Origin of the sequence: Bacteriovorax sp. BAL6_X, from assembly GCF_000443995.1 — a bacterium.
Taxonomy (GTDB): Bacteria; Bdellovibrionota; Bacteriovoracia; order Bacteriovoracales; family Bacteriovoracaceae; genus Halobacteriovorax_A.
In genome coordinates this window covers 471,128-484,477 of the sequence record NZ_AUMC01000006.1, presented here as the reverse complement: position 1 = coordinate 484,477, position 13,350 = coordinate 471,128, and the positions used below count along the sequence as shown (strand labels likewise).

Here is a 13,350-nt window from a genome sequence, read left to right as displayed (position 1 = left end):
TAATATGTCAGATGGCGATAACAAGAACGATTTAACACGTATTGAGGACTTGTCCGAGTTTCTTCATCAAGGTGATGATGAGCTCGACAAGCTGCTTGCTGATCTCGATGAGTCCAGTGAGGACTCTAATGAAGAAGACGAAGCTGAAATCGAGTTAGCGCCATTTGAATATTCAAATAACTCAGAAGAAAATTCGGATGACGACACTTATGAGTCAGAAGAAGAATTTTATAATGACAATAATGAAGACGACTCATATGACGAAGCCGAATACGCCTTTGATGAGTCAGGTCCCGACGACGAACACGATCAAGAAGAAGATCAAACAGACTTCAACGAAGACTTTGAAAGCAACTTCGAAAATAACTTTGAAGACGACTTCGACAACAATCAAGACGAAAATGTCGAATATGCAAAAGATGACCAAATAGAGGACCAAATAGAGGACCAAGAAAACGAAGAAGCTGAAATCGCACTATCTCCTTTCGAAGAAGAAACTGAAACAGAAGAAGACAAAAACACCTTTGATGAAGAACTTCCTCAGCAAGAAGAGTTCTCTGCACCAGAAATACAAGCATATGAGCAAGTAGAAACTCCCCTTACGGCCACACCTGAAACCGTAATACCAGTAGAGAAAGCTGCCCAAGACTTTGCAGAAGTCAGAGACTTTGCGGCCAACTCAACATACGGAAAAGTTGCAATTGGTGGGAACCCTCCTTTTTCTATCCTTATGCAAGGAATTGTCCCAGGTGAATACGATGAAAGCATTCTCGCCATTTTAAATGAACATGGAATCTTAGGTGATAATGAAGATCTATATCGCACAAGCCTTGAAAATGGACAGCTACTAATTGCTCAAATAGGTGAATTCAGTGCGATTTACTTAGCAGGTAAATTACGTCGCTATTGTCGCGTGATCAAGCTGGGACTAGCGCATGAAATACATGCTAGCCCTAATTATGACCACAATGATCAAAGAGGGTTAACAGGGCCTCGTTCAATTAATCAAAATAAAACAAAACACTTTATTAGAAATGATAAAGACTTTAATCAAGAAGATATTCTACTTAGCTCTTCACACTTTATCCCAGGCTACCTGATCACTCACAGCTTGGGACCGATGCAAATAAATGAAGTCATTGATGGTAACGAATTTAATGATATTAAATCAATTAACCTAATTGAATACTTCTCTGATCTAATTAAAGAGAGTGCTTTTAAAAAAGGTGCCAATGCTATTATTTCAATCCATTTTACAGTAAATCATCACAATAGAGACTCAGCGTCTAATGATATTATTATCATGGCCCATGGGGACTATGTCGTTTTAGAAGAAAACAAGGCATAGAAAATAGACAATTATGATTAGCAATTTAAGCGATACAAAAGATTTTTATAGCACCATTATTATTGGAGGTGGCATTGTAGGGGCCGGAGTTTTCCGAGACCTAAGTCTACATGATATTGATACCCTTCTTGTAGACAAGAAGGATTTCGCCTCTCAAACAAGCTCTAAAAGTTCAAAGATGCTTCACGGAGGAATCCGCTACCTTGAAAACTTTGATTTTCCCTTAGTATGGGAGGCCTTGCATGAGAAGAACCTATGGTTAAGACTTGCTCCTCATCTATGCTTTGAAGAGAAGTTCTATCTACCGATCTACTCTGATTCAATTCGCCCAAAATGGATGATTAGAATTGGCCTTTTCTTGTATGACCTACTTTCAAGTTTTCAAAACTCTCCTTATGAAATGAAGAGTAAAATCGAAACAATTGAAACAAATGCAGATTTAAAAGAAGATGATTTAAAAGGAAGCGGTGTTTATCATGATGCAGTTGTGCACGATGGACGATTAACCATTGAAGTCCTAAGAGACGCTGCCTTTAATCCTAAATGTCATGCACTAAATCATGTGGCCCTAGAGGATTATGAATTCCAAACAGATGGAAGAATTAGGGTTGTTCTAAATGATGAAATAGAAGGGATAAAAAAAGAAGTCTACTGTAATGACATCATTTTTGCGACAGGTCCTTTTACAGATAAAGTACTCGCAAAAGCCAAACAAATCCGCTGGCATCCACAACTATTACCATCACGTGGTAGTCATATTTGGATCTCAAAAGAGCGCTTAAAAATTAAGAGTGCAATTCTTCTAACACCAAACGATGGCCGCGTTATCTTTGTCATTCCACAGGCCGATAAAATTCTAGTTGGTACAACAGAAGCAAAAGTAGAAGAAGACTATTTTGATTTAAAACCAACACAAGAAGAGATCGAGTATTTACTCGCCAACTTAAATCAATACTTCCCAAAGGCCAAAATTGAAGAAAGTGATATAATCTCAAGTTTTGCAGGAATTCGTCCCCTAGTAAAAGACGACTCCACGGCCGCACTAGGCAAGACTGCTCGAGTTCACAAATACTTTCAGCCTTTGAAAAATTGCCACGTTCTAATTGGAGGAAAATACACAACCTTTAGAACGATGGCCCAGGATGTAGCTAAAGTAATTGTGCATAAGCATAAGAAACCATATATCCAAGATAAGACTCTGGCAGAATTTCGCTTTAAAATGCGCTACAATCCTTTTAAGCAAAAAGGATTTACAGCGAAACAAGAAGCTGAAGTTAGAAAGTATGAATTTGTACGATGTGAAGAAGATTTTAACAGACGCTACTAGATTACATAGCGTCTGTTATGAACAATTAAAAGCGTAAATAGGCTCCACCAATCGCTCTAAACCCACTTAGAGAGATCGTGTTTTCAACTGTCGAGCCACCGGTCTCAATACTAAAAGTTGATGAACTACTGAAGTAGTCACCCTTTGCATAGAAACCAAACCCTGAATCAAGTGTATATTTGATTCCACCACCAAAATTCATATAAGTTCCTGAACCAGAAAGGCTTTCAGTTGTTGAAGAGCCAGCAGTCTCAGGGATTTCATTTAATGAAGTCATCGATAATCCAAATCCAAACTCAACATAAGGAATAAAGCGATTTGTTGCAAGAGGATTGAAAATATGAAAATTGACGGCCCCACCAAAATCAATAGAAGATGAAGTTGATTCAGAGATACCGTTGCTACCAGAGTAGTAACCAACACTTGCTTTAAGTGAAAATTTTTGTAGAAAACTTTGAGACTTTGGAAAGAATAATTCGAATTCACCTGCAAAACCAAGTGAACTTAGCTCAGCATCAGTACTTACACCAACATTGTCATATGTTCCGCTAAGCATATTAAGACCTGCCGAAACATTAAAGGCCATATTCTTATCCAGAATTTTACTTGGTGTTGGCCTAGACATTGTCTGGTTACTTGAAAATGAAGTGGTTTTTATGGCCTCCAGCTCGCTCTGCTCTTCATAGTTTTTATCGTAGCGACTTGAACCTTGAGATTGAGCGTATGCACTTCTTTGCTGTGGAGATGATCGATTGATATCAACAGGCTCCCCCATCTGTTTTCCACTAGGGTATGTTGCTTGTAGAGACTTCGATCGATCATTAGTTAGTTTCACCGGAGAGGAGATCTTTAAGTTTGCAACTTTATCACGTTGTATCTCACTAGGTTTTACAATTCGATAAATACTCCATACGGAACGTGAAGGAGTGGCCTTTATACACACTGCTCTTGCAAAAACACCTGTCGTAATAAAGAACTTTGCGTGATCCCCAATAACAAGCCCATCTTCTAGGCCTCGATTCATAAGAATCGTTTTCTTCGAAGTGGAAGTCTGAAGAATTCTGAAAGTTAACTTCTCATCAATATCCAGTGCCAATGTACTAGTGCTCAATAGAGTAATTAATGAGAAAGTTAGAATTTTTAGTAAACGTCCTGTCATATCATATCCTTAAAAAAATATACTTAAACTAGCGATAAATTTTAAATTATTAACTGTTTGATTAAGTGTAAAATTATTTGCGTCCGTTGCATTAACTTCACTTATAGGAGACAAACTTAGTAGCTCGTAGTTTAACTTCGCTCCTATACCGTAGCCAAACATATTACCTTTTTCATAGTCTCGAAATGTAGAGATTCTCGTTTTAATTCCAAGAGTAATCGAAGGTAAGGCAACTGATTCATAGTCATAACTATAATTAGAAAAAGCAGCAGAAGTCGTCTCCCCAGTACCGCGCTTCATACCAAGACCTACAAAGGCAAGAAGTTTATTTCGAACATATGGAGCATTATAGAAATAGTAATTAACATGTGCGCCAAAGTTCATATAAGTCATACGGCCATTGATACCACCAAGATCTACATTTAGGTTTGAAACGTCGAGACCAAAGTCTACACTCCACTTCCTAAGAGAGTCATGTGCTCTAATAAGATGGAATTCATAAGAAGCGGCCAGGCCATAACCGAGGTTTTGGTGATTACTATCATTTTCAGTGTAATTAGGCATAAGGTTTGAAATAAAGCTTAATTGAATTTCATTACCACTTTCAATTGAAAGAACATTTTCTCTTCTAAATTTTTCACGAGCAATACCAGATGACTTTAAGTAGCGACTAAGTTGTTCACTATCCATATCAGCAGACCATAGTGGCCCTTCTTTATCGAGAACTGCTTTTGCTGATTTTGTCACACGATTCTTGGCCCTTTCTCTTGCTAGGCTCTCTTCCATTGCATTTGGAATTGAAAGATTTGAATTAGCGCCGGTTAGGTCAGGTCGTCCACTATAGAGCATTTCCTTGTAACCATCTTGTGCCGCAGAGATCTTACTTAATTGATCTTGATTTTGGCGTGCCATTTGAGCATCAAACTCTTCGGCCGTAAGCTTTGTTGTATCAACAGGCCCTAGTTGAGAATCGACATACTTATAACGTAGCCTACCATCTTTAACTATAATCTCGTCACCATCTTTTAACTGAGTTTTCTTTGTGACCTTATAAATTGTTGACTCTTCAATACTTGAATCATAATTCTTATCACTTGGAGTCTCTTTATCCTGTACAAGATCTGTTGGAACTTCACCATCTATAGCGTGTTGATTATTAAACTTTGTTTTCTTTGACTCATAGGCCTTAATTTCATAGACAGTTTTTTTCTTATATCGGCCACTTGCGGTTTGAGATCGAATTTGTAACGCAATTGTTGTATCAGGAGTAAAATTAGAACGGTTTAGCTTATCTCCAGAAATATCCTTGAAGTACCAGTAAGATTCTCGATCTGATACCTTTAGAAGCTCGATGCTTCCAAGATAGAGATATTTCGGTTTTTGATAGTCGCCAATACGCATCGATACGTCTGCCACATCACCAGTTTTAAGTCCTGTAAGCTTTCCGACAGACAGCTTAATTGTGCGTCCAGACTGGGAAAGGGCCACAACTTTTGCCTGCATCATTGCATAGGTATTTGCCATCAATAAATTTAGCAAAAGTATCATTACGAATTGTTTATATTTATCCATATATTTAATTATAACGAATGGAAGTATTTGAAACAATATGGTAAGGTATGTATATTTTTACAAAATTATGCCACGGTGCACCACGAGTGAACGGAGGAAAATATGGCCAAAAGAAAGAAGAATATTCAAATTTTTCGATACGAATGCCAAATGACTGGCGAAGTTTACAAAACAACTAAGAAAGCGACTAATCCTGATGACCTAGTAAGCGTAAACGCATACTACGACATGAACCCTGAGGAAGATGATCGTCCTGAGGAAATTAAGAAAGAATTAGGGATTGAATAACATTTAGAAAAACGGAGTTTTTGAATGGCACACCACAAAGTCATTATTATTGGATCAGGTCCTGCTGGTTACACAGCGGCCCTATATGCATCACGTGCAAACCTTGAACCTCTTGTCATTGAAGGGCATGAGCCAGGTGGGCAACTAACGACAACAACTGATGTTGATAACTTTCCAGGATTCCCAGAGGGAATCATGGGGCCAGAGCTTATGGCCAATATGAAAAAACAAACTCAGAGATTTGGAACACAATACCTGAGTGGTTTCGTCACTGACTTAGATACCTCAAAGAGACCATTTACCCTTACAGTAGATGAAGATAAAACTTACACTGCTGATGCCGTTATCCTTGCAACTGGTGCTTCGGCCAAATATCTTGGCCTACCAAATGAGAAGGAACTAATTGGAAAAGGTGTTAGTGCTTGTGCAACTTGTGATGGATTCTTTTACCGCGACCGTGTTGTTCACGTAGTTGGTGGTGGAGATACTGCGATGGAAGAAGCAACTTTCCTAACTAAATTTGCTTCTAAAGTCTATGTTGTCCACAGAAGAGATGAGCTTCGTGCTTCTAAGCCAATGCAAGAGCGTGCTTTCAATAACGAAAAAATCGAATTTGTATGGGATAGCGCTGTAACAGAAATCATCGCAGATGAAACTGGTGTAACTTCAATTAAAGTTGAAAATTTAAAAACTGGTGAAGTATCTGAGAGAAAAACTGATGGCCTATTTATGGGGATCGGACATAAGCCAAATACGGACTTCCTAAAAGGTAAAGTAGACCTTGATGATCATGGTTTTATTATTACTGAAGGAAGACATCCAGACACAAGTGTTGCTGGTATATTTGCTTGTGGTGACGTTCAAGACTCATACTACCGTCAGGCAATTTCTGCGGCAGGTTCAGGCTGTCAAGCAGCAATCAGAGCTGAAAGATTTTTAGAAGAAAACGAATAATAGTGAATATCATACGGTGGCCTAGCGAAAACCTAGGCCACATTATCGGAAATATACAGCTCCACTCTTTCAACAGTTTCATTAAATAAGCGCTTTACAACCTTACTTCCACTTTTAAGCCGAACTACCATATCCTCATAATCAATTAAAGTACTCTTTGCCACAGACTTAAGCCCAACAGCTCCTTCCTTTAACTGCTTGGCCACAAAGAAGTAAAGATAAAGGTCTGCACATTCCTGTTCATTCAAGTCGTGTTCATCGAAGGCATTGATTTTTAAATCATTGGCCTCAATCGATATTTGTGGCTGTATATCCTTTTCAAATAAAGGAGTAATTTCACTTGTTCTAATCGTTAAGTTTCCACTGCCTTTGTTAAATATCATTAGCCTTGCAATACAGGCCTTGAGCTCTGAAATATTACCAGGCCAGTCATATTCAAGGAGCATTTTTTGAACACGGTGAGAAAGACGTTTTTTAGTGGTATGATTCTTTAGACTATATTGTGAGATAAAGTAATTCGCAAAGAATAGAATATCTTCTTTTCTCTCGACAAGTGAGATGGTTTTAAAACTTGGTATCGTTAAATCACTCAAATAAACGGTACCAGTAAATAGGATTCTAAATGACTCTCTCTTATCAACTGTATCAATAATATGACTAGCGACACTTGTTGAAAGCTTGTCAAGGCCCTTAAAAATGACATGGCCATTAATGACACGGTCTCTAATCTTATCAACGATATCGTCAATATCCTTCTTTGACATTTTAGCATAGCAATTAACTACCTCGAGATGAGTGTTGGCAGTATTAGACTGACGAGCAATTTTCTCACAAAGATAGTACTTACCACTTCCCTCACCACCATAAATATAAACAGGCCCTTTTTCATTAGGCGCGCTATATTGTTCTAAGAACGATTGTGCTCCTTTAGCAAAAACACTTATTCCCATAGAAGTATCTAAAGCGACATCATCTTCGTACTCATTATCGTAGTCAATATTATATTCTTCATACTCTTCGATCTCATCACTCTTATAAAAATAGAGAAGGCCAATAACTCGTGCTAAAAACATCGCCTGTTTTAGATCATTATCACTAAAGAGTTCATTCTTTTCTTTATTTGAAAAGTTTAATATCCCAAAGATATTTTCATTATGATCAAAAATTGGACACATCATATATGTAGAGATTGTCGTATTATTAACAACTTCGTACATATTAAAGAATTCATCACTTGATAAAGATTGGGAGAATTTAGACTTTATCCCACGAGGATTGTTGTACAGCTCCTCAAGTATTCCAACAATCGGGTACTCAATTTCTTTAAGCTGGTTAGTTTGAAAATCAAACTCACTGAAAGTGTGCTCATCATGCCCTACAATAAAGGCCCTAGCGTCTCTTGCCTTTACAATTCTTTGGACCTCTATAATGAATAACTTTATCAGTTCAACTTTATTGCGATAATTTTTAAAGATGTGAAATAAATCGAGAATCATTGAGACAGAAACATTATCATCGATATCTTTATCAAATGTATTATCAGAATCATAATTGCCTGCCACGGCCTCATTTAAAACCATATCATACATAAGGTTTCGAAGTCGTCTTTTGCCCATTGAAGAAACAAGTTCTGTCATCAAATTCATAATACTTTCGACCTCGTAGTCAATAAACTCAAGGCCTAGGTAATGATCACCTACATTGTTAAAATTAGGGCGATATCGTCTTAACTTAACTGTTTGAAACAGTCGTATTTTTTTAAACTTGATTTCAATCTTAAAAATCTGACTATCTACATATTCTCCAATAAGGACACCGATACCCGTTGTTGATATATTGTCCACGGCCACATTAAATGAGTTTGAAGTTGAGTCTCCAATCATTTCATAGAGAATACACTCTATATTATCTGACTCTTTTAGTTTAATACGATAATTTCTAAGTTTCTTCATATGAATATTTATCGTCTAGTAAAATTACTAACTTTAACTTAGAGAGATATAAAAATTCTAAAGAAATCGTCGATAAGGAGATATCTGAAATTGAACCTATAATTGAGGAATCATTGAAATTTAATATTCAAAATTATAAATTTTTCAAATCATATCGCTTCCCAATTCAAGAGGAAGATAAAGTAAATGCTGAAGTTATCACAGTAGAGCGAGAAAATATCAAGCATAATAATGTTCGTATTGACTCAATAAATCTATCGGGACTAAACTTCATTTGTTCTCAAAAGTATTCAATTGGCGAGAAAGTAAAAATCAAGATAGCAACCAAAAGGCTATTTAATAACTGGGATTTTGAGCTAACAGGAATAATCATCCGATCATTCATCTACTGTGAGGATGTGACAAAGACTATTTATGGAATTTCAATTGAGCCAAATTCTCAAACAACAGTTTTAAAATACTTTTTGAAAGATTTTTTATCACATTACCGAACTACCAAGCTTAAAGATAAGCTCTTTCAAATCTGCCAAAATAAAATAAAGATCAATCGTGATGATGGGGTTGAATTATTTTCACTTTTTCAAAGCTTAATTCAAAAGACATATAGTGGTAAGATTATCGATATTTTAAATGAGCTTCCTAGTATTTTTCGATGTGAAAACTACCATATCTTTCTCTTTGATGCCAAAACAGGTGAGTTTGAAATTGAAAGAACAAATAGTGACATTACACCGAGGGATCATAGCTTTCACAGTATTCTAAAAGAAGCCTATTTCAATAAAGTTATCATTAACAAAAGTTTTTATGAAAAAAAAGCAACAGGTGTGGATGTCGATATTAAAAATATTTTAATGTCTCCTATCGTTAATCATAATGGAGAAAGTATTGGTATTATCTGTATGTCCAATAGTGTTTCAGGTGGTAAATTTAATTTTACGATGATTGAAAACATAAAGATTATTGCTAGTCTAATCTCTTATTTTTATGCGGGTAAAAAGCATACTATAAGTAGTGAAAAGGTAGAAAATAAACTTCCAGACCACTTCATTTTCAGTGATAAGTCGCAAACCGGCCAATCGATAATTAACACACTAAATACTATTAAGAACACTAGGGAGAATCTCTATATCCACGGAGAAGTAGGCCTTGGAAAAACTGCGTATGCACACTACATTTGTGGCGATAATAATGAAAATGTTATTGATTTTAATGATAATGAAGTTGCCAATCATAAAAAGCTTGAACAAATAAGCGAGCTGACAAATAAGGGAATAAAAGATTTCATCGTTAGAAACCTTGAGATGCTAAGTTACGATGAACAAACAACTTTTTACAATATTATTAGGTCGCTAAAAATAAGAATTGTAACTATTGCTACTAACGATCTAAAAGCACTTGAAAAGAATGACATCATTTTAACAGACCTCTACAATCTCATTACAACGGTAAAACTTAATATTCCACCTCTTCGACTTCGTCGAGCGGAAATTGTTGAAATCGCAAAACACTATATTAAGTATGAGTGCACGAAACGCGATATGAGCATAAAGAAACTCTCACAAGAATCAATAAATGATTTAGAAGCAGCTAACTGGGACTTCAATAATAGTACCCTACATGCAATAATTATTAAGGCCCTTTTAAAGTCTGAGGTAAATGAACAGGTACTCCAACTTAACCTCAGAACGAGGGATACAAAAAGAATTGTAAATAGCAACCAAAGCACTCAACTACAGGAATATATCCTTAACACATTAAATTCATGTGATAAGTCCATTTCTTATAAGAACACTGAAAGTATTTTTGTGGAAAATTTAATGAGAAAAAAAGCTTCTTAGATTTGACAGACCCAAAGCAAAATTGAAATAATTTTATTAACAGATCACGGATCGATCTGAGAGTTTACATTTAGTAACTAGAAACTGTATCGGATAGCAGTTTTTTAAAGACCAGGGAAGGTATCAATGAGTAATTTCTTTAAGTACAATACACTCAATATTTCACTATCTAGACAAACTCGTACATGTAACGTTGTTATCGCCAACGATGAACAGTTTTTCAATACTTCAACGTACTTAAATGAACTTGAACACTTCTTTGACTGGTTAACTAATAAAATTGAAATTCATTCTGTAGTTTTTAAATTTGCTAGTGATGATATTGAATTATTCAAAAAAGAAGAACTTAGGTTTTTCGATGAAGTAAACCTTGGTAATACCCTACAGCAACTAGCAAGGCTTAGTTGGGGACAACTGTTGTTACCACAGACGATCCTTTGGTCATTTCAGAAATCTGCTTGTCCATTTAGTCTTGAATTAGCAATGGGTGGAGATATTCGCTACTGTGCTCCTTCTTTTAGTGTGACTTTTAATCAACTCGATAAGGGGATCACACCAATGGCCGGAATGAATACTCTTACTAATGAAAAAGCAAATAGTGCAAAGCTTATGCAATACCTATTATCTTCTCAAAGTGTAGGTGCCGATGCTCTTATAGGTGCAGGCCTAATTGGTAAAATACTTTATAGCGAAAATGAACTAGAAGATATTGTGACTCGTATCTCAAAGCAGTCTCCTACAGCAAGAATTCAAACGAAGAGATCATTTAATAACGCCCTTATAAAAGCAATGGAAGATGAACTTTTAGAGGAAATAACTTTTGCTAACTCAACATTGGCCACAGGTGACTTTAAAAACTATGCAAATGAAAAGGACTTCATTAATCCACGCGACTTTGCACGTGTTTTAAAACAAACGCCTACTGTTGCAGAGGCGATCTAAACAGGTCTAATTTCGAAACTAGAAAGCTGTGGTGGTAACTTTGAGATATCGCGTGCGAGTCCGAGAAGAAACCCACCACCACCGGCACCACATAATTTTAAATAGAAATCATTCGACTCAAGGCCTTCTGTCCAAAGGTCTCGGTAAAGTGCAGGAATCATCGGATTAAAATGTTCAAATTGAAAAGAAGATAACTCTTTAAACTCCTTCCAAAGCTTTTCACGATCATCATTAATATAATGTTTTATACACTCATCAGATATTGGCGTTAAAACACGATCACAAAGATATGCGAAGTCTTTAGAGGAACACTTTTCCATAAATAAGTTTACAAGTGGTTCTGTTCTTCGGGCACGGCCAGTATTTAAAAGAAATAGCCCAGGACCTTTAGAGTCATTTTTTAAAACAACTTCAGTCAGTTGCTTCTTGCTATCAATTAGAAGTGGTACATTTAAATAACTAATTAGTGGATCAACGCCCGATGAAGATCCATGAAAGTGGGATTCCATTTCTTTAAAGCAATCTTTTAAAAATGCTATATCATTTTTTTGTTCATCGCTAATACGAGCATAGCGGTCAAAAACAGCAGCGCATAATGCGCCGGAACTCCCTACCCCATAGCCTTGTGGAATTGTTGACTTAAATCTAATGCCACTTGAGATATCAAAAGAAAATGATTGATGATCAAAGTTAAAACTTAGATTTCCCTTCTCATTTTGTTTCTTTAGGTACTGTGAAAATGCAGATAACTCAGAATCAACTCCTGTGTTTTGCTTTTCAGGAAAGTTTAGTTTCCCATCAAAAAGCGAATAAGGCATCGCTAACGCTTTTGACGAGCGAATGATTGAGTACTCACCAAAGAGAAGAATTTTTGCGCTAAAACTGCCAACACTTTCCATTATGAATCTCGACTTAAGTATTCCACTTCAATGCCATTGCCCATGTGATCATGGATAACAACATTATTATGACAAAGGCCTCTTACTTCCTCTTCAATAAATTGGCGAACTTTGGCCTCATCTTCTTTTAAGTAAAGTATATGTACATTTGGCCCAGCATCAAGAGTGAAACAAATCTTTGCACCAGTTTGTCCTCTAAAATCTCTAATCTTAGCGATAATTGCTAATGTATTTGGTTCCATCAGAATAAATGACGGTTTCGAGTTCATCATTAGGCCGTGTAATTCCAAGGCCTCGGCCTCAACAATTTCAGCAAAGGACTTAAAGTCACCACGACTCAAGGCAAAGCAAAGTGAGTTAAAATTATTACAAGCATTTAAAAAACGAGTTTTTGCGAATGGATGTGTATTCATCAGAGCATGGCCAGCACTAGAGCTTACCGCCTTCTCACTAGCGCTTACAATAGCAATAGAGTCACAAATTCCTTCAAATGACTTATCATAACTATCTAAACCTATAGCATATTCTTGAGAGCTTCCCTGAACGGACTTACCCCAGATCGACATTTTTGGAAAAAGAGAACGAGATGCACTACCTGAACCTAGACGGGCCATAAAAGAGGCCTTCTTTTGGTAGTATTCTTCATCGTGGTCTTCTTCAGTAACAACCTTTTCAATCTCACAAAGTGCACTAGCAAAGTTTGACATCGACGCTGCAGAGGAAGCAATTCCAGAAGAATGAGGAAATGAATTCATTGAATCCATTTCAATTCGACATTCATTGATAAATGGGAAGAACTCAACTGCTCGGTTAAAAAACTTTTCAACTCGTGCCTGGAACTTCTCATTACTCATTGATTCAAACTTAAAATTTAATTCAAACTTATCCGATTTTGAAATCTTATAAGTAGTCAAAGTATGGGCATTATCAAGAGTAATACTAAGAGAAGGATTTGAAGGTAGCTGCTCTCCATACTTTCCCCAGTACTTAATCAACGCAATATTAGAAGGACTCTTTACTTTAAAAGAGTGACCGTCGTTTAATTTATTTATTTTATAATTCATTAACTTA

Annotated in this window: 11 protein-coding genes; 6 read left to right on the top strand and 5 right to left on the bottom strand. The window is 36.4% G+C overall.

Annotation, left to right across the window (positions count from 1 at the left end; translation table 11 throughout):
* Positions 1 to 4: 4 nt before the first annotated feature.
* Positions 5 to 1,348, top strand: coding sequence for a hypothetical protein (locus tag M902_RS06545; protein WP_021266731.1), 1,344 nt, complete (start codon positions 5 to 7; stop codon positions 1,346 to 1,348).
* Positions 1,349 to 1,361: 13 nt separating this feature from the next.
* Positions 1,362 to 2,675: a glycerol-3-phosphate dehydrogenase/oxidase gene (locus M902_RS06540; protein ID WP_021266849.1), complete on the top strand. Its 1,314-nt coding sequence runs from the start codon at positions 1,362 to 1,364 to the stop codon at positions 2,673 to 2,675.
* A 25-nt stretch (positions 2,676 to 2,700) separates the two neighbouring features.
* On the opposite strand, the gene M902_RS06535 is transcribed toward M902_RS06540, so the two are convergent.
* Complete coding sequence (locus M902_RS06535; protein ID WP_021266932.1) at positions 2,701 to 3,834, bottom strand: hypothetical protein; 1,134 nt, start codon at positions 3,832 to 3,834, stop codon at positions 2,701 to 2,703.
* A gap of 9 nt (positions 3,835 to 3,843) precedes the next feature.
* A complete protein-coding gene (locus M902_RS06530) occupies positions 3,844 to 5,406 on the bottom strand; it encodes a hypothetical protein (RefSeq protein ID WP_156979737.1) in 1,563 nt (520 codons plus the stop codon).
* A gap of 102 nt (positions 5,407 to 5,508) precedes the next feature.
* Between M902_RS06530 and M902_RS06525 the strand changes: the two genes are divergently transcribed.
* Together M902_RS06525 and trxB are read left to right on the top strand one after the other, a co-directional pair.
* The gene (locus M902_RS06525) at positions 5,509 to 5,694 is read left to right on the top strand and encodes a hypothetical protein (protein WP_021266799.1); all 186 of its coding nucleotides are present in this window, start codon (positions 5,509 to 5,511) and stop codon (positions 5,692 to 5,694) included.
* A 24-nt stretch (positions 5,695 to 5,718) separates the two neighbouring features.
* The gene (gene trxB / locus M902_RS06520; protein ID WP_021266785.1) at positions 5,719 to 6,648 is read left to right on the top strand and encodes a thioredoxin-disulfide reductase; all 930 of its coding nucleotides are present in this window, start codon (positions 5,719 to 5,721) and stop codon (positions 6,646 to 6,648) included.
* A gap of 32 nt (positions 6,649 to 6,680) precedes the next feature.
* On the opposite strand, the gene M902_RS06515 is transcribed toward trxB, so the two are convergent.
* Positions 6,681 to 8,600, bottom strand: coding sequence for a hypothetical protein (locus M902_RS06515; RefSeq protein WP_021267058.1), 1,920 nt, complete (start codon positions 8,598 to 8,600; stop codon positions 6,681 to 6,683).
* A 113-nt stretch (positions 8,601 to 8,713) separates the two neighbouring features.
* Between M902_RS06515 and M902_RS06510 the strand changes: the two genes are divergently transcribed.
* A complete protein-coding gene (locus M902_RS06510; protein ID WP_021266631.1) occupies positions 8,714 to 10,438 on the top strand; it encodes a sigma-54 interaction domain protein in 1,725 nt (574 codons plus the stop codon).
* 126 nt (positions 10,439 to 10,564) lie between these two features.
* The gene (locus M902_RS06505) at positions 10,565 to 11,380 is read left to right on the top strand and encodes an enoyl-CoA hydratase/isomerase family protein (RefSeq protein WP_021267077.1); all 816 of its coding nucleotides are present in this window, start codon (positions 10,565 to 10,567) and stop codon (positions 11,378 to 11,380) included.
* Here M902_RS06505 and M902_RS06500 read toward each other — a convergent pair.
* Together M902_RS06500 and mvaD are read right to left on the bottom strand one after the other, a co-directional pair.
* Complete coding sequence (locus tag M902_RS06500; protein ID WP_021266878.1) at positions 11,377 to 12,279, bottom strand: mevalonate kinase; 903 nt, start codon at positions 12,277 to 12,279, stop codon at positions 11,377 to 11,379. The two genes, M902_RS06505 and M902_RS06500, sit on opposite strands and share 4 nt — an antisense overlap.
* Positions 12,279 to 13,343, bottom strand: a complete 1,065-nt coding sequence (gene mvaD / locus M902_RS06495; RefSeq protein ID WP_198011872.1) for a diphosphomevalonate decarboxylase — start codon at positions 13,341 to 13,343, stop codon at positions 12,279 to 12,281. The genes M902_RS06500 and mvaD overlap by 1 nt, the downstream gene beginning before the upstream one ends.
* Between the last annotated feature and the right edge of the window lie 7 nt (positions 13,344 to 13,350).

Coding starts and splice junctions, on each gene's coding strand:
- M902_RS06545 (WP_021266731.1), top strand. CDS start 5: ATGTCAGATGGCGATAACAAGAACGATTTAACACGTATTGAGGACTTG.
- M902_RS06540 (WP_021266849.1), top strand. CDS start 1,362: ATGATTAGCAATTTAAGCGATACAAAAGATTTTTATAGCACCATTATT.
- M902_RS06535 (WP_021266932.1), bottom strand. CDS start 3,834: ATGACAGGACGTTTACTAAAAATTCTAACTTTCTCATTAATTACTCTA.
- M902_RS06530 (WP_156979737.1), bottom strand. CDS start 5,406: ATGGATAAATATAAACAATTCGTAATGATACTTTTGCTAAATTTATTG.
- M902_RS06525 (WP_021266799.1), top strand. CDS start 5,509: ATGGCCAAAAGAAAGAAGAATATTCAAATTTTTCGATACGAATGCCAA.
- trxB (WP_021266785.1), top strand. CDS start 5,719: ATGGCACACCACAAAGTCATTATTATTGGATCAGGTCCTGCTGGTTAC.
- M902_RS06515 (WP_021267058.1), bottom strand. CDS start 8,600: ATGAAGAAACTTAGAAATTATCGTATTAAACTAAAAGAGTCAGATAAT.
- M902_RS06505 (WP_021267077.1), top strand. CDS start 10,565: ATGAGTAATTTCTTTAAGTACAATACACTCAATATTTCACTATCTAGA.
- M902_RS06500 (WP_021266878.1), bottom strand. CDS start 12,279: ATGGAAAGTGTTGGCAGTTTTAGCGCAAAAATTCTTCTCTTTGGTGAG.
- mvaD (WP_198011872.1), bottom strand. CDS start 13,343: ATGAATTATAAAATAAATAAATTAAACGACGGTCACTCTTTTAAAGTA.